21 protein-coding genes and 4 tRNA genes are annotated in these 16201 nt (G+C 45.4%); 14 read left to right on the top strand and 11 right to left on the bottom strand.

The genetic code is table 11. The features are described 5' to 3' along the window. Positions 1 to 152: 152 nt before the first annotated feature. Entirely contained in the window at positions 153 to 782 is a 630-nt protein-coding gene (locus JC793_RS08065; RefSeq protein ID WP_218428121.1) for a recombination protein NinG, read from the bottom strand. A gap of 285 nt (positions 783 to 1067) precedes the next feature. Between JC793_RS08065 and JC793_RS08060 the strand changes: the two genes are divergently transcribed. Then, entirely contained in the window at positions 1068 to 1496 is a 429-nt protein-coding gene (locus JC793_RS08060; RefSeq protein WP_036414499.1) for a universal stress protein, read from the top strand. A gap of 640 nt (positions 1497 to 2136) precedes the next feature. Here the strand turns inward: JC793_RS08060 and JC793_RS08055 are convergent. Then, positions 2137 to 2580 carry a recombination protein NinB gene (locus JC793_RS08055; RefSeq protein ID WP_046024444.1) on the bottom strand — a complete coding sequence of 148 codons (444 nt, stop codon included), beginning with the start codon at positions 2578 to 2580 and terminating at the stop codon, positions 2137 to 2139. A gap of 59 nt (positions 2581 to 2639) precedes the next feature. Here JC793_RS08055 and JC793_RS08050 point away from each other — a divergent pair. After that, positions 2640 to 2715, top strand: a tRNA-Lys gene (locus JC793_RS08050). A gap of 2 nt (positions 2716 to 2717) precedes the next feature. Then, positions 2718 to 2792: transfer RNA gene (locus JC793_RS08045), tRNA-Gly, on the top strand. A 36-nt stretch (positions 2793 to 2828) separates the two neighbouring features. On the opposite strand, the gene JC793_RS08040 is transcribed toward JC793_RS08045, so the two are convergent. The 4 genes from JC793_RS08040 to JC793_RS08025 form a co-directional block, all read right to left on the bottom strand. Further along, entirely contained in the window at positions 2829 to 3557 is a 729-nt protein-coding gene (locus JC793_RS08040; RefSeq protein ID WP_052927416.1) for an ATP-binding protein, read from the bottom strand. Further along, on the bottom strand, positions 3557 to 4348 hold the full coding sequence (locus JC793_RS08035) for a replication protein (RefSeq protein ID WP_048822229.1): 792 nt from the start codon (positions 4346 to 4348) through the stop codon (positions 3557 to 3559). Before JC793_RS08035 ends, JC793_RS08040 begins: the two co-directional genes overlap by 1 nt. Before the next feature lie 141 nt (positions 4349 to 4489). Beyond that, positions 4490 to 4816: a hypothetical protein gene (locus tag JC793_RS08030; protein ID WP_004240105.1), complete on the bottom strand. Its 327-nt coding sequence runs from the start codon at positions 4814 to 4816 to the stop codon at positions 4490 to 4492. Between the two features lie 130 nt (positions 4817 to 4946). Continuing rightward, positions 4947 to 5126, bottom strand: a complete 180-nt coding sequence (locus JC793_RS08025; protein WP_306384067.1) for a helix-turn-helix domain-containing protein — start codon at positions 5124 to 5126, stop codon at positions 4947 to 4949. Positions 5127 to 5255: 129 nt separating this feature from the next. Here JC793_RS08025 and JC793_RS08020 point away from each other — a divergent pair, with 129 nt between their 5' ends. Together JC793_RS08020 and JC793_RS08015 are read left to right on the top strand one after the other, a co-directional pair. Further along, entirely contained in the window at positions 5256 to 5903 is a 648-nt protein-coding gene (locus JC793_RS08020) for an XRE family transcriptional regulator (protein ID WP_036414490.1), read from the top strand. A 38-nt stretch (positions 5904 to 5941) separates the two neighbouring features. After that, entirely contained in the window at positions 5942 to 6283 is a 342-nt protein-coding gene (locus tag JC793_RS08015; RefSeq protein ID WP_052927415.1) for a DUF3024 domain-containing protein, read from the top strand. Between the two features lie 152 nt (positions 6284 to 6435). Here JC793_RS08015 and JC793_RS08010 read toward each other — a convergent pair whose 3' ends face one another. Further along, on the bottom strand, positions 6436 to 6633 hold the full coding sequence (locus tag JC793_RS08010; RefSeq protein ID WP_036414486.1) for a DUF2767 family protein: 198 nt from the start codon (positions 6631 to 6633) through the stop codon (positions 6436 to 6438). Positions 6634 to 6885: 252 nt separating this feature from the next. On the opposite strand from JC793_RS08010, the gene JC793_RS08005 reads away from it, so the two are divergent. After that, a complete protein-coding gene (locus tag JC793_RS08005) occupies positions 6886 to 7338 on the top strand; it encodes a transcriptional antitermination N peptide (RefSeq protein ID WP_230058901.1) in 453 nt (150 codons plus the stop codon). Between the two features lie 28 nt (positions 7339 to 7366). On the opposite strand, the gene JC793_RS08000 is transcribed toward JC793_RS08005, so the two are convergent. Together JC793_RS08000 and JC793_RS07995 are read right to left on the bottom strand one after the other, a co-directional pair. Beyond that, positions 7367 to 7576, bottom strand: a complete 210-nt coding sequence (locus tag JC793_RS08000; RefSeq protein WP_004240099.1) for a hypothetical protein — start codon at positions 7574 to 7576, stop codon at positions 7367 to 7369. Positions 7577 to 7930: 354 nt separating this feature from the next. Then, complete coding sequence (locus JC793_RS07995) at positions 7931 to 8194, bottom strand: hypothetical protein (RefSeq protein ID WP_052927414.1); 264 nt, start codon at positions 8192 to 8194, stop codon at positions 7931 to 7933. 773 nt (positions 8195 to 8967) lie between these two features. On the opposite strand from JC793_RS07995, the gene JC793_RS07990 reads away from it, so the two are divergent. From JC793_RS07990 to JC793_RS07965, 6 genes are all read left to right on the top strand, one after another. Beyond that, entirely contained in the window at positions 8968 to 9144 is a 177-nt protein-coding gene (locus JC793_RS07990) for a hypothetical protein (RefSeq protein ID WP_218428119.1), read from the top strand. Further along, the gene (locus JC793_RS07985) at positions 9141 to 9305 is read left to right on the top strand and encodes a hypothetical protein (RefSeq protein ID WP_166707596.1); all 165 of its coding nucleotides are present in this window, start codon (positions 9141 to 9143) and stop codon (positions 9303 to 9305) included. Before JC793_RS07990 ends, JC793_RS07985 begins: the two co-directional genes overlap by 4 nt. Next, positions 9302 to 9664, top strand: coding sequence for a hypothetical protein (locus tag JC793_RS07980; RefSeq protein ID WP_052927413.1), 363 nt, complete (start codon positions 9302 to 9304; stop codon positions 9662 to 9664). Before JC793_RS07985 ends, JC793_RS07980 begins: the two co-directional genes overlap by 4 nt. Positions 9665 to 9666: 2 nt before the next feature. Continuing rightward, positions 9667 to 10281, top strand: coding sequence for an ERF family protein (locus JC793_RS07975; RefSeq protein ID WP_054426069.1), 615 nt, complete (start codon positions 9667 to 9669; stop codon positions 10279 to 10281). Continuing rightward, positions 10282 to 10677 (top strand): single-stranded DNA-binding protein, encoded by a 396-nt coding sequence (locus tag JC793_RS07970; protein WP_052927411.1) that lies wholly within the window; start codon positions 10282 to 10284, stop codon positions 10675 to 10677. Between the two features lie 537 nt (positions 10678 to 11214). Next, entirely contained in the window at positions 11215 to 12366 is a 1152-nt protein-coding gene (locus JC793_RS07965) for a tyrosine-type recombinase/integrase (protein WP_052927410.1), read from the top strand. A 38-nt stretch (positions 12367 to 12404) separates the two neighbouring features. On the opposite strand, the gene JC793_RS07960 is transcribed toward JC793_RS07965, so the two are convergent. Both JC793_RS07960 and JC793_RS07955 read right to left on the bottom strand, forming a co-directional pair. Next, positions 12405 to 12480 (bottom strand) — tRNA-Thr (locus JC793_RS07960). 5 nt (positions 12481 to 12485) lie between these two features. Next, positions 12486 to 12573: transfer RNA gene (locus tag JC793_RS07955), tRNA-Ser, on the bottom strand. A gap of 207 nt (positions 12574 to 12780) precedes the next feature. On the opposite strand from JC793_RS07955, the gene rcsD reads away from it, so the two are divergent. Together rcsD and rcsB are read left to right on the top strand one after the other, a co-directional pair. Next, a complete protein-coding gene (rcsD, locus tag JC793_RS07950) occupies positions 12781 to 15495 on the top strand; it encodes a phosphotransferase RcsD (protein WP_218428117.1) in 2715 nt (904 codons plus the stop codon). Then, positions 15488 to 16138, top strand: a complete 651-nt coding sequence (rcsB, locus tag JC793_RS07945; protein ID WP_046892372.1) for a response regulator transcription factor RcsB — start codon at positions 15488 to 15490, stop codon at positions 16136 to 16138. The genes rcsD and rcsB overlap by 8 nt, the downstream gene beginning before the upstream one ends. Positions 16139 to 16201 lie beyond the last annotated feature (63 nt).

Raw genomic sequence — 16201 nt, 5'->3', positions numbered from 1 at the left:
TCATCTCGAACTCGGTCATAAGCACACCGATGTAGATTATGTACGCTTCGCACCAGGTATCCCGGTGAAACGTCCTGACTGTGTACCGGTTTATTTTCAACTCAGTCGCCAGTGTCGCCTGATTACCATAGTGTTCAGGTATCGGTGTAATTTCAGGTCTTACGCTTTAACTCCCTCACTTTCGCACGGTACTCATCGCGTATACGGATATAGTCTTCCCGCTTCCAGTGCGGTATCTCATGCGGACCGCGTAACCAGTCAACTAACTCCTGTCCAAATTTTTCAATCAGCCGTAACTCGTATTTGTGCGTTACAGTGTTATTTTTGTGTGAGAATTTACCGGCCCCCGCATTGCATGATTTACATTGCTTATAGGTATTTCGCTCCTCAAACCGCAGCTCAGGATGTGACCCGACAGACAGAAAATGACCGCAGTCCCACTGCCCACCATGTAAATCAGGCGGATTAGGTTCACCACAGCTGATGCATGGTTCATCGCGGTCTCTGAGTCTGATGAATTGGTTAAACGCTGTTTGTGCTTGCTGCCGGAAATATGAGGTAGGTTTTACTGCTAACTTGCGGATTTTTAATTTATCTTTTGCTTCACGCTCTTTTTGCTGCTGCTCCTTTCTTAATTTGGCTTCAGCCTTTTCCCTTTCCCTGCTTCGTCGCTTTATTGCCAACTCAGCACCATGCTCCGGACAGCACCACCATTCGTTACTGAATTTCGGGTGAAACCAGTCGCGGCATATCAGGCATTTTCGCCGCGGTTGCTTTGCCACTCTCACCATCTCCTTTTATCTTCTCGACTACTTCCAGATGCGGACATTCACCGGCGCACTGGTCGCAAACATAAACTTCATCGTCGGCCAGTCCTTCGCCGCATATTGCGCAGTTCATCAAACCCTCCCCTGTAATAAATAATTACGCGAACCCACCATGCTTTAGGTGCAAAGTGGAGTTTTTTCCGAAGATCATTGATTAATAACTGCTGAACGTTTTTTACTCACTTTTTAGCCAATCTGGTCTATTATTAATCTGAGTGAATAATGAATATCGGAGGAACTATGTACAAAAATATCCTTGTTCCGATTGATGTATGGGAAAAAGAACTCACTGATATGGTTACTCCTCATGTTGAAAGCCTCGCTAAACTTGAAGATGCCCGTATCCATTTTCTTGCGGTTATACCAGCATTCCCATATGGTGGTTTTGAAAGTGGTTTGTCTGTCGCGGATCTGGAAAAGCGACTGATAGATTCCACAAAAAAAGAATTAGGCGAGATAATCAGGAAATTCAGTTTGCCGGAGGACAGAGCAGACAGATATATCGTAATTGGTCGCCCAAAAGACAAAATACTTGAACGTGCCGAAGCTATTAGTGCAGACCTGATTATCATCGGCTCCCGTCGTCCGAGTATTTCTACCTATCTACTCGGCTCCACTGCTGCGGCAGTCGTCCGTTATGCCAAAACCTCAGTTTTAGTTGTCCGCTGACACCAGTCGCCCGCTCCGGCGGGCTTTACCATTTCTTCTCCTGACTCCCTGCACTAGCGAGTCGAACCAAGTAACATCTGACCGACCGAACCCCGGCTCAATGTATGCCTTGCTGACCACCTTCCCGCAAAATTCGATTAGCTTTCTCTCACCATGCCCGCTAACCGGCACTAACTCACCACTGGATTCACGCATGTAGCGATACAGTCTGGTGACAGCATCCGGCGATATTGCAAATAACTGACTCACATGGCGATTGTGCCTGGTTGTGCCGACTTTTCGCAAACATCCGATATACAGCATTTTGTTGGTAAACCACTTAATGAACTCTGCTGAGTTCCCCGTGTGCAGTCCGGCCTCGTGATTGGTGAACGAATCCAGATCGCGACATGCCCTGATTATGTCAACGCATACTTTGAATTGTTCGTCATTCATCGCCATATCCTGTTAATCATTGCCCGTGGTGTTGGTTTCAGATATCTGACTACCGGCAGATACACGGTGACGTCGAAATACTGAGGATTGATATTCAGTGACTTCACCGGGTTATACCCCTTACGCCTGTAGTAAATGCAGAGATTATCGGCTTCGTCATTGGTGAGAAGTCGGTGTATGTGCGGTTCTTTCATACGTCCTGCTCCTATTCCTGATGTCCGTAATGATTAAACCTGTATCGCGCGGCGCGGGGTTTTATACCTTCACCTATAGCCCACGCCTGCGAATATTCGATTAAGCTTGTCATGCGCTTCTTACTCATGTTTGCGGTACTTTCTCTTGCCAGCGGTACAATCTCTCCCTCAAGTCCCGGAATAAGCGTCCCGTCACGGCCTGTCGCCTTTGCATGTCCGGATACGAAAATACATTTCCAGTCCTGCAATCCCCACGTATTGCCAGCCCATACAATGCCCTGCTCTGCTACATTGCCGCACAGCGCATGAAACATGTCATTTTGGGGAAGGGTTCGCTTCGGATCGGATATTTTTACTTCGAGGGGGAATTCTTCGTTAAGCGGGAGATTGTCGAGCTCTGCCTTGAGATTTCTGAGTATCTGTATATTCCTGAGAAGGAATGTCTGTTTTTGCATTCAACCTCCTGAGGTTATCGGTTGCCGTTAGTTTCTTACGGGTGTATTTTAATTTCTTCGGGTCGTTAGCTCAGCCGGTAGAGCAGTTGACTCTTAATCAATTGGTCGGGAGTTCGAGCCTCCCACGACCCACCATTGCGGTCATCGTATAATGGCTATTACCTCAGCCTTCCAAGCTGATGATGCGGGTTCGATTCCCGCTGGCCGCTCCAATCATTTCAAAAAGTCTTCTGTCCTGGGTTATGACGCTACTTAACCTGCCTGCGGAAGCTTTCCCATGTGAAATTGATAACGGTCGGCGAACCCATTCTCAGGCGGTCAATAACCCGATCACCCAATGCTTTTGCCAGTTCGTCAAAATTGAGATTGGTCAGCACACCTACCGGTTTTTTATTCGATAACCGGCGGTCTACCACCTGAAAAATAATCAGTTCTTCGTTCAGGTTATTGCGCTGTACGCCGACATCATCCAGCACCAGTAAATCCACTTCACACAGGTCGCTGATCAGCTGCGACTCAGTAGTTTTTGCCCCTTTCTGGTATGTCTCACGGACACGCATCATCAGGTCTGGCAGAGTGGCAATCAGAATGCTTTTCCCGTTCCGGATTATCTGGTTGCCGATAGCCGCTGCCAGATGGTTTTTACCGGTGCCGGGATTACCGCTGAAAATAAATCCGCCAAATGATTTACCAAACTCAGATGCGTACTGCTGTGATTTACTGAGTGCCCGCTGTTGTTCCGGCGTTGTCACCAGATAGTTCTCAAACGTGCATTCCTGGTGTAACGGGCTGATACCGGAACGCCCCATGATTTTATGCAGTCGAGCCACACGGTTTTCGTCAGCAATCCGTTTCGCATCGATAGCGCCCTGCTCACGCTGCCACGCCATCAGCTCAGCAGCATTCGTGAATTTTGGCTTGATGTGCTCCGGCTTCATGCGGTTAAACCTCGCCAGAGTCTGTGCTGCTGTTGCCATCAGAAGTCCTCCGGTATGAATTGCTGAACACGCTTAGGCCGGACAATGCGTTGCCGTGTTGGTGGTGATTTCGGCATAAACAAGCCAGTCCACCCGTTTGATATCGATTCGTCGATTACGCTCTCAGGTGTATACCCAGCCTCGTAAAATTTAGTCAGCCTGGATATCAGCCCGTTTAGTGTCTGTTTTGTCCTGATCGGTTTTTTCAGGTCTTTCCGGTAGGTAACCCAGCTCACCCAGGTATCACGGCTCAACCAGTCAGGCAGCGGGTGTGCATTTGCATCAAAGGGTTCTGGCTTGGACGGTTTTTCAGGTTTAGGGGATATAGGGGTATATATATTTTCTTTTTTCTTTAAAGTATTTCTTTTGTGTGTCTCCAAACCAGAGACATCATTTGTCTCTAACTTAGAGACTTTTTTTGTCTCCAGATTAGAGACAGTGTCTCTAAGTTGATTTTTCCACGCCGAAACCTCCTTGTTAACCCCAATCTTATTGCCATCTTTCACGATGTAATTCATTGAAATTAATTCGTTCTTTGCCTTGTTAACGTTCTGACGGGACAGGCCGGTAATTTCCGACAGCTGAGAATCTGCTATCCGGTCATTTTTCTTCCCGAACCCGTATGTTTTTCTGATCAGTGCCAACATTACCCGGAACTGTCTGGCTGTCAGATTGCAGCATGAAAGAGACTCCAGCAGTTCGTTGGCGAGTTTAGTGTAACCATCGTCCAGGTCTGCCACTCGTGGTTGCTCCTGCTTAACAGGGAATTCATACACTTCCGCTGTATTCATAGCGACCTCCATATCTTTGTTTCATAATTACTTTCATGTATAATTACTCCGTTATTTGCTGTATCAAAAAAGGGAAACTTTATGTTTCCCTCTTTTCAACAATACTGGCTATTGATACAGTGTAAATATTAAGTGCTTTTCTTAATGCGCCTCTGCTGCTCCAACAGTCGGGGCGTTTTCTTTGATTCTCATCTGAGAGAGTTCACCAATCTGTTTCCACAGAAACCGATACTCCTCCTCACTGATTTTTCTCTCGCCAGGCAAAACAAAATCCGTGATACCGGCCGCGGCTAATGTCTCGCATATCTCCGGTAACTTTTCTGTTCTGCGCAGGATTGTTGAATCGTGAACACCGAGTAGCTTTGCAACTACCGTCTGTGTGGTGTTTCTGATTGCCTGATGAGCAGTTGTCATCAGATGATTTGACACAAACCGGTTGAACGATTTGCGTGGATTTGCATTTTCCATAATGTAAATTCCTTTTGGTATAGATAGTCCGTAGCTCACATCCTGTGAGGTAGTTTTATATGTAAATCGTCACTTTATCAGTGACTCCGTAGCAGCTAACAGCTCTGCGATTGTTAAAGAGCCAGGGTAACTACATATACCTCTGCGGATACAAAATCTGCATTTCAGTGATTTTTTTTTCGTAAAATTTCACCAATTTTTCAGCAATCTCAAGTGATGCCGTCTGAGCGCCACGCTCCAAACGACTGAGGTTCCCGACATCGTAGTTAATTGCGGCCGCCACCTCTGCAATTGTTAATTGCTTTTCCAAACGAATTTTCCTTAAAGGCGTTATTTGCATATCTCACTCCACCTTGAATGCGCCACACGCATATTACCATATACTTTGATATGCGCAATACGCTTTGTGTGAGACGCATAAATAAAGTTGAATGATAATATGAAAATAGGAACAAAAATTAGAGCTCTCAGAAAACAGAAGGGATTAACAATCCTGCAATTAGCCACTGCTATTGATAGCGACGTGGGGAATATCTCTCGCCTTGAAAGGAATATCCAAGGCTACTCCGAGAGCACATTAACAAAAATTGCGGCTGCTCTTGGTGTCACGGTAGCCGACCTATTCTCCGATACCACTACACAGCAACAAGATGATAATGTTGAGTTTGTTGGATTCGTCCCCAATGGCATGGTTAAAGTAGTTGGGGAAGCATTCCTGGGGATTGATGGCGCAGTGGATATGATAGAGGCCCTTGAGGGATGGGTTCAAATTTACAGCGATGATAAGGACGCTTATGCCCTCAAAGTTAAGGGTGACAGTATGTGGCCCAGGATTCAGTCAGGTGAGTATGTGGTTGTTGAGCCCAACACAGTAGTCAGATCCGGCGATGAGGTCTTTGTGCGCACTGTTGAAGGTAAGAACATGGTAAAAATACTGAATAAAACCAGAGATGGTAGTTACCAATTCACCAGCGTCAACAATACTCACCCGCCAATCACAGTTGACCCACGTGAAGTGGAAAAAATGCATTATGTGGCTGCGATTGTAAAACCGACTAAATTTATCGATAAGTGCGAACAATCATAAACCAGTACTGATAATCAAACGAGTTCTAAGGACAAACTATGGCATTCAATGACACTGAAGTCGTACAAATTAAACAATTTATGAACTATTTCATGGAAAAGCGTCGTCCACCAAAGCATATCCGGGATGAACATGATCTTCAGTATCGTATTGAAGACGATAGCGTAATCATTTTCGAGGTTAGACAACTGTCCTGGAGCACCGGACGTGCGGAAGAAATGCTGGCCAAAATAACAAACAACAGAAACAGCAACTCGTGGTCTCTGTTCTGGTCTACTGAGAATAATGAATGGCGACACTACGACGGCCGAATGATAGGCAGTTTTTCTGACGCAATAAAAATTATTGATGAAGATGCAAATCATCGATTCTTTGGCTGACAGCCTGATGACATATTTTAGAGTAAGGTGGTAGGTGTAGAAATACATAATAAGGATATGACAGTGATAAAAGTTGGCAGGGCTATCCTGGCGGTGAACGCATAGGTGAAGGGCAGCATAACCCCAGCCCTCCCCGCGAGGGCTTTTTTATATCAATTATCGCTCATCAGGTCGATAGCAACCTCATAAACCTCATTCATAAATCTGTCTATTTCTTGTTCTTTATGGGAGTACAGCAATTGCCTGATATTTCCTTTCGTTATCATCTGCCGTGAATCCAGTAACATAATAGCCGCTCTGCCTGTTACTCTGCATACTTCACTGTAAATCAGTTCTCGTTCGTCACTCATTCATCACCTCTGTATATTTATTCAACAATAACATCCACAGCAGCGCTTGGACAGAAAATAATTGTATATTTTTTGTTCCACCCCATGTAATCTACGCCAGATTTTGACGATTTTAAAAAAGACAAATCCCAAATAAAATCAACAATATAAATATCTTAAATCTTATCTAACATTACCCAAGCCAAAATATGCGCTTGACGCATTTGCGTCAAATGCATATCATCATATCCATCAACGGAACACAGCACGTTGATGTTCTTTAAAAACGATGATAGCGAGCTGTGTATTGGCTGTCAGAACGGTGACGCTGATAAAGCGTCAGCCTTCTCAGAAGGTTTCGGGATTGAAGCAACACATGGTTGTACCAATCGCCAAAGCCGACTGTTTGGAGGAAATATGGCAATAATCATAGTGAAAAAATCACGCAAGCCTGAATTTTTACGTGGCAACTCAGCAAACAGGCGTCACGCCAGGAGAAAGGCTGAAGCGATTGCCACCAAAAATGTAAAAATGAAGTTGGAGGAAATATTCAGAACTGAACCGGACAAAAGCCCAATGAGCCGAGTAGAAAAAGCCACATCCGCATGCAGCACCCCAGTTTATGATTCACCGGACAACTGCTGCTTAAACACAACTGCCCTGTATTCAACTAAGCGATATAAGTCAAAACCAAAAACAGAATTTGGTATCACGGCCAGAGCATAGCCCATCCTATGAATGGGCTGACCAAGTATTACTTAAGGTAGAGCAAGTCCAGTGCTGCTTTCTCTGCATCTTCTGGCTCATCAAATGACTCCAGAATGTGCGGGTACCTTGCTGCCTGACTCAAACTTTTAATATTTTTCTCAATTTCGGATTTTTGCTCGGTAGTCAGCGCGTCAAAAATTGATTTTAGCAAAATATGCTGCGCGTCCAGACGCTTTGCAATCACTTCATTATTCATCTTATTTATCTCATTTTATAGGGTTAAAAGCATCTTAACGGATTTCTATCTGTAACACACGGTACCTCATCTGATATGGTTAAAAGCAGACACTTCACCCCATCACATTTACGGTGGATGTTAGGTTAAATAAAACAGGAGATGGATATGACGTCTAGCAATAAGTACTGCATCGACTGAATTGAGCTCATCACATGTTGCTCAGGCAGAGGCGTATGCCGGAAGCTGCTGCAAAGAGTGCAACAATGAGAACATAGAGCCAACAGATAAAAGCATTTTTGATTACCTGAAATATATCGGGCGTCTTGGCGTCTGACAGCCCAGGATACGATCCCCCAGTCAGTAATCTGAAATTTATATTTTCTGCTTCAGAATAGAATAGTAACAGTCTGATATCTTAATTAGATTAACCCCGGGGCGGACGCTGGATTCAACAACTTCCAAAACATCTTTATCAATCAAACGCTTTGCTGCTTTTTTATAAATTCTGATTTTCCTTTTTTTGTATTTTCCATTAAGAAAATATATCAGTAATGCGCGTTCTTCATCATCGAAATTATTTATTACCTTAGGAGCTTTTATGAATCGAAAAATTACTTTTTTTATTAGCTCACTCATTATATCTCCATAGTTTATTGAACATATGAATGATATTTTAGCATAAAATAATATACGATTTTACTGAAATTTTAACTTTTCTCGCAATACGGGGATAACTATTCATTCATCACGTAGCACAGGGATGTGTATAAGAGGAATTACCTCGGATAAAGGAAATATCCGATTACCGCAAGGAAGATAAAGACAACAACAGGAATCCCGATAGTTAATTTCAGATACCTGATGAATGACTTGGTTATAGCTTTTTCTACAGCTTTCTCAATGATCGTCTCGAGTTGTTCAGGGGTTAAATTCATAACTGCTCTCCTTAGTTTTTCTAACTATATCCGGGGAGCGGGCATTGTGCCAGAGTGAAATTATGCGCCATTAATTTATGGAAAAGGCAGTTGGAATATAACTGCCTTAATGTCCATCAGTAGGAAACAAACATAAATGAGACAGGAAGAAAAAAGATACCGCCAGGAATGGTTGCTGTAATCAAAGGTAATAAAGCAAAAGCCTCCATAATCTGCTCCTCATTGTTATCACTAAATATATTTTAATCAGCATCAATAAAATTTAAATATATCCTTTATTTTTCAGGTATATCCGTAGGTAAACAACATGAAAACTAAACCTTGTCGCGCTTCGTGCGGTTCTGACGTGGCGTGCATCTCTATGCCATTTTTACGCCTTGCCCGATGTGCGGCAAGGGTAGCGATATCCACCGGAAAGTCCCGTATTTGGGATCTAGCTAACCAATTACAGATGAGAGCTTACGGGAGAAAGATATGTCGCTGATGACTGCAAAACAAAAACACACCAAGGAACAGGTTATTGAGTTGTTCAATCAGGCTGACATGGATGAAAAGCAGATTGAGCAGATTATGTCGGAGTGGCGTTGGCGCAGGGAGAACGCCAAAACAAGCCGCATTCTCCATCAGTGCAGAATGAGACTACCGGCATGAACACATACACAATACAGGATGCTCAGGTAGAACGGCAACGGATTGCCGAACAGCGCAGAAAACAAGAGCAGAAAGAAAAGGATGATTACTGGTTTCGTGAAAGTGTCGGATTGCCAAACGGACGGGTACCGGCAGAATTTTTAAGCGGAGAATTCACATGATGGAATATCCACGCCGTATAGGGAAACGTTCAGGCTCCGGCGGGACGTATGATGAAAATTATCAACACGCCCTGAAATCAGCAATTAAGCAAATGGATTTGCAACGACGGGGGAAACCGACCGGAGAGCCTTCACTGTCAGAGCAACGGGTTGCCGAGGCACTTTACAACATCTGCCGTATCACCGCCCTTCACTATCCCCCACTACCCGCAAACATCAAAGCAGCACGGAATGCTGCTGAGACACAGGCGTGGAGAGAATGGAGGACTGAACATGGAAAAGCTACCGGTGTCAGTGGTGTTGATTATTACGGCGGCGGGCGTACGGAATCACGCCCCGGCCAGAGATTGGGAGATTAATCATGTCTGAAGTCTATAAGGCAATAAGTGCCGTAGCCAAGGAACTGGCTGAGACAGGCATCAAAAAAGGGAGCAGGAATTCACAACAGGGGTTTATGTTCAGGGGTATCGACGCTGTATACAACGCACTTGCCCCGGCGCTGGTTAAGCATGGCCTGATTATCCTTCCCCGCATTATGGAGCGTTCTGTCACGGAGCGACAGACACAAAAAGGCGGTACCTTATTTTATGTCGTGGTGAAGGCTGAGTTTGATTTCATTGCCACGGAAGACGGCAGCAAACACACAGTGACCACCTTTGGCGAAGCTATGGATAGCGGGGACAAGGCAACCAACAAAGCAATGTCAATCGCCTATAAATACGCAGCCTTCCAGGCGTTCTGTATTCCCACCGAAGAAACTGCAATTGATGCTGATGCAGAGGTTCACGATGTTGCCCCGCGCAACCACACTCAGATTCTGAGTGACTATACCGAATTTCTTAATGTCACAAGTGACACAAAGACGATTGAGGCTGAATACAGAAAAGTGTGGCAAATGCTGAACGGCAGCGACAAGCAGGATGAATGTAAACGACTCACCGGCATCAGGATCAACGAACTTAAGCAGGCGGCATAAATGGCAATTAACGTAATTACAGTCAGCGGCAATCTCGGAAAGGATTGTGAGCAACGATGGACTCCGGCAGGGAAAGCCGTTGCATCGTTCAGTCTGCCGGTTAAGCAGGGATATGGCGAGCACGAAAAGACATCGTGGGTTATCTGCAAAATGTTCGGCGCGAAAGCTGAGAAATTGCCAGAGCACCTGAAAAAAGGAACGAAGGTGACGGTTATTGGCGAGTTTGTCATGGAGGAATGGACTGATCAGAATGGCAGTAAACGGTCTGCACCAGTGATTATCGTGAATCAACTGGATTTCGGCGGCAATCAGGCAGGAGGCCAGAAGCCGCAGACGCAGCAAGCTCCAGCACGGAATGAGCCACCGATGGATTTTGACTATGATGTTCCGTTTTAGGATGAAACGTAATGCAGGGATGATCAGGTAGACGGAAGCGTTAAGTTATAACCCCACAGAAAGCAGAGAACGGACGCAGACGAATAGCAAGGGATTGCCTGACGGAATTAATGCAGCACACATCAGACGAACAACACACCGCAATACTCGACAAATACACACCGAAATTCAAACCACTTAATCACCCGTGCTTTCCTGAGAAGAAAGTGCCCGGGTATTACGTGCGTACGTTACAGCAGGAGGATGAAGTATGGGGGTTGCAACTAAACCCACTTTAACCAGAGGCAGAGCCCTAACTTTATATTGGCCGACGGTAGACGCCTACCCGATGAATAGCAGTGAAGCCTGTGCCTTCATGGGAATATCTTACCCTACCCTGAAAAAATGGATTGATTCCGGCAGGCTGTCCGGCTCGAGAAAAGATCCGCTTAAGCCCAAATCGCCATGGCAGTTTACCCGTGCAAATTGCATTGCAGCCATCAACTACAAAATGCACAATACGCCGGAAAGCGTGATTAGTGCGGAAGAGGAAAGGATATGTCAATCTTCCGGAGAGGCGAGATATGGTACGCCAGTTACTCGCACAATGGTAAAAGAATTAAGGAGTCGCTTGGTACAACGGACAAAAAACAAGCGCAGGAGTTGCATGATAAACGAAAGGCCGAGCTGTGGCGCGTAAGCTCACTGGGTGAAACTCCGAAGGTTACTTTTGAGGTTGCCTGTACGCGGTGGCTCGAGGAAAAATCAGGCAAAAAATCTCTTGATGATGATAAAACCAAAATACTGTTTTGGCTCGATCACTTTGAAGGGATGCACCTGGCAGATATTGATGAGATTAAAATCTATGATGCTGTCAGTAAGCTGCAAAATCAGAAGCTGAAAGAAAATTGGGAAAAGCATATTTCCGGCAGGAAGCGGCGCGCAGTCAGTAAAAAATCAGAGCCGGTTTCTGTAGCAACCAAATCTGCTTACCTGGCTTTCATCAAGTCACTGCTCCGCGCCGCTGAACGCGACTGGAAGTATCTCGATAAAGCCCCGAATATCCGGGTGCCAAAACCGAAGAATAACCGGGTCCGATGGCTCGAGCCACGGGAAGCAAAACGCCTGATCGATGAATGCAGTGAACCTCTTAAATCTGTTGTGACATTTGCTCTGGCTACCGGCCTGCGGCGCTCCAATATTATTAACCTGGAATGGTCACAAATAGATATGCCGAGAAAAGTAGCGTGGATTCCCCCGGATCAGACCAAATCAGGGAAAGCATTGGGTGTTGCTCTTAACGACACTGCGTGCCGCGTCCTGCGTGAGCAGATAGGCAATCACACAAAGTATGTTTTTGTGCATACGAAGGCTAAAAACAGATCTGACGGCTCAATGACTCCGGTTGTCAGAAAAATGCGCGTTGACGGTAATACTGCGTTCAGGACTGCACTTAAACGTGCCGGTATAGAAAACTTCCGTTTTCACGACCTTCGCCACACATGGGCGAGCTGGTTAATTCAGGCGGGAGTACCGCTGTCCGTATTGCAGGAAATGGGGGGATGGGAATCAATAGAAATGGTACGCCGGTATGCTCACCTGGCACCAGGTCATCTGAGCCAGCATGCGCAGCAAATCGATGCTGTTTTTGGTGAGGATGTCCCAAATATGTCCCACCCGACCCTGAGTGTGGTTGGTGAGCACAAATGAAAAACCCGCTAACTGGTTGAGAGTTAACGGGTTTAATATGGTGCCGGCTACCGGAGTCGAACTGGTGACCTACTGATTACAAGTCAGTTGCTCTACCAACTGAGCTAAGCCGGCTAATTTGGCGGAAGGATAGAGATTCGAACTCTAGGACGGTCTCCCGTCGGCGGTTTTCAAGACCGCTGCCTTAAGCCACTCGGCCATCCTTCCATGGGGCGCGATTATGCTGAAAAATGAGGAACCTGTCTACCCCTGTGAGCAAAAAAATCCGATTTTTTTGTTTGTCTGCTCAACATTCACGCACCGGACAGGTCTGAAGGCTGAATACTGCTGTTATTGTGGCGGGAATTAGTATGATAGAATTACTTCCCGGTGAATTTACAGTCAAGTACTTACAATAAGGTCACAACGGAACATATGTACAGACAGTCACATTCCAAGCCTTATGCGATACCCGGCTTTTATGCATCATTTGTTTCGTTATTAGTCTTATCTCTCTTCTTATACGGATATAACTATTACGATGCCTGGCTGGGAAGCAAAAAAGGCGCATTATACAGTTTCAGCAACCGGATAGAACATCAGGTTGAAACGTACCGTTATCAGTCCGCTGAGCTGTTCAGGCTCGCCAATACCGCGGATACCGAGAAACGGCCGGAGCTCGTCCCCCCGCACAAGATCCTCAATGATATTTACTGGATTGACAGCCGGGTGCCGGTTGTGGATGCTATTCTGTTCGGCCAGACTAATGATGATACCTACGCTATCGCACGGCGCTTTTCTGATTATCTGACGATTCTGTGGGGCGGCGAAAATCAGTTTAACTCCATGTATTACCTTAATGGTCTGGATAACAGTCTGCTGCTGGTCACATCCCATTCAGCCCTGCGTCCGGAACTGCGCTACCGTGAAAGCCCGCTGACGCTGGGCGCCGATGAAAAACGGGCGGAAATGCTGGCGGATTCCACCGCACTGGATGAACGGGAGACACTCTCCTCCTTTACCAAGATGCCGTCAGAATCCACGTATTACTATACCTACCGCGCAATGTTTAATAATCCCGGTCAGCTGACCAGCGTGGTGGCGTTTGATTTGCCGGTGAATAACCTGGTGCCTGATAATCTGGATTTGTCCAACCTGTCTCTGATTCCGGCCGCCTCCCATAACCTCAGTAACCGCCAGAATGCCGTGCAAATCAGTATTAACGGCCTGTCGCTGAAACTCAGTTACCGCCTGCGTGAAATGCCGTATCAGGTGGTTTACCAGCTTTCGCTGCTGTCACTGGCAGAAGAGATGCTGGCCGCCAATATCTGGCTGTTAATTTCTGTTTTCCTGTTCAGTATGCTCTCGGTGGGCGGACTTATTTATATCCGCAAGCGATTCATCTCCCCGCTCAATGCATTAGTCCGTCAGGCCAGAAACAGTGAGGCGATAACCAATGAAATTGTGGCACAGGTGCCTGTCGGGCTGGCGATTTATGATTTTTCTGCCAATAAACGACTGGTCAGCAATACGATCGCCAGCCAGTTACTGAATCTCAGCGACCTGAACAAAACCCGCGATATGGCACGGGAACACCAGGGCCGTATCCAGACAACTATTGATAATGTGGTGTATGAAGTCAGTATAAATCCGGTCCGTAATATGAATGATACGTATCTGATTCTGTTCCGTGATGTGGATCAGGAAGCACTGACCGCCCGCCGCCTGCAATTATCTGACCGTGAATATAAGAAAAGTATCAAGGCCCGTCAGTCTGTATTATCGAATATCCGTTCGGAGCTGGTCGTCCCGGTCAAAAAACTCGGTAATGACCTGCATACGCTGGTTCCGTATATCACCGACCCGGCCGGCAGCCGTCTGGCAGAGAGAGTCGTGACGGAGTCCGGTTACCTCAGTGAGTGGATCGAAAATATTATTTTGCTGGCTGATCTGGAAACAGATGACTGGAAACCAACCAATGATGAATTCCTGTTATCACAGATGGCTGAGGATATTGTTAAACAATTTTCACATCAGATAAATGACAAAGGTATTCCGCTTTATTTTCATAACGCGATTAACAAGCAGCTGAATTATATTGGTGATGGCCCTATTATCAGTAAAATCTTTTTATTACTGCTGAATTATGCTGTCAGTAATTTAAAATACGGAAAATTGGTTATTCGTCTTAAGAATATATTTAAAGATGAACATAATAATATCAAGTTAGAAATAATCGCCAGCGGCTCCGGTTTACCGCAATCGGATCTCACTAATCTGCATGATCCGTTTATGTATCCGGTTGCGGATACCGCAGGTCGTCCTAATTCCGGTCTGGCATTCTATTTGTGTGATTTATTATGTAAGAAGCTGAAAGGTGAGCTGAAAATAGACAGCAAACCGGATATCGGCACTCACTATACTGTCGAGCTGCCGCTGCCTGCCACGGAGATGATCGGTGAACCGTCAGGGGTGCTGGAAGATACGCTGTTTAAGATAAATATCATTAACCCGAGCATTCGGGAAATAATTAACACAATTATAATTGAAAACAGCGGAATTTTATTTGATAAAAATCGCGCATTATTGCAAGATGAATATGACATCCTGATAACTGACTTTGATAAGAAAGCGAGAAAGCCAATACTCTTTTTACGAAATGACATTATTGAACACCGAATGATTACACCTTCCCTTGTGGAGTGTAATTATAATTTCAATGATGAAATTCTGAATGCTATTACGCTGCTTATCGAACAAAGCTTAACTTCGGATGAGTTTGATGATAGATTCTTACCCGGGAATCCGGGTATTAATACAGCAGCGCTTTCCGTCAGGGAAGTTGTTGCATTATATAAAAATCAGCTGGCGCAAAGTACGTATAAAGATTTGTTTGCCACCACAGTACCTCCTGATATAAGTAAGATGTACACGGAAGCAGAATTAAGTGAATTGCAGCCACTGGCGCTGACAGTACATCGGGTCAAAGGGGTCTTTGCTGTGCTCGACTTTGATTATCTGAAATCACGCTGTGAAGATATAGAACGCTATATCGCTGACAAAAACAAAATAAAGGTGGATGAAGGTATCCGGGAAATTGATGCCATTGTCACTGAATTGCTGCAGCAAGGTAACCAAGAGTATGAATAACCTGAATGTTATTATCGCCGATGATCATCCTATTGTTCTGTTCGGGATAAAGAAGTCTCTGGAACAACTGGAAACGGTTAATGTTGTTGGTGAATTTGAAGACTCTACTTCTCTTATCAACAGCTTAGCACGCCTGGATGCGGATGTTTTGATCACTGACCTCTCCATGCCGGGAGATAAGTACGGTGATGGTATTACACTGATTAAGTATATCAAACGCCATTATCCTGACCTGGCGATTATTGTGCTGACGATGAACAATAATCCGGCGATCCTCAGCGCTGTACTGGAGCTGGATATCGAAGGGATCGTACTGAAGCAGGGTGCACCGGCTGATTTGCCGAAAGCACTGGCTTCTTTACAGAAAGGGAAAAAATTCACTCCTGACAGTGTTTCCAAGCTGCTGGAAAAAGTGAATGCCAACGGATACGGTGATAAACGTCTTTCTCCGAAAGAGAGTGAAGTCCTGCGTCTGTTTGCTGAAGGGCATCTGGTTACTGAGATTGCGCGGAAACTGAACCGCAGTATCAAAACCATCAGCAGCCAGAAAAAATCGGCTATGCTGAAACTGGGTGTGGATAACGATATCGCGCTGCTGAATTATCTTTCATCTGTAACTATCGACAGTCACAGAGACGAGTAATCCGGAAGCGTATTACCGTACCGATGCAAAAACGCCATTCAGATGAATGGCGTTTTTTTATCC

The sequence above is a fragment of the Morganella morganii genome (assembly GCF_019242955.1).
GTDB classification, from domain to species: Bacteria; Pseudomonadota; Gammaproteobacteria; order Enterobacterales; family Enterobacteriaceae; genus Morganella; species Morganella sibonii.
The sequence above is the reverse complement of the archived record's forward strand: the minus strand, read 5'-3'. Positions and strand labels throughout refer to the sequence as shown.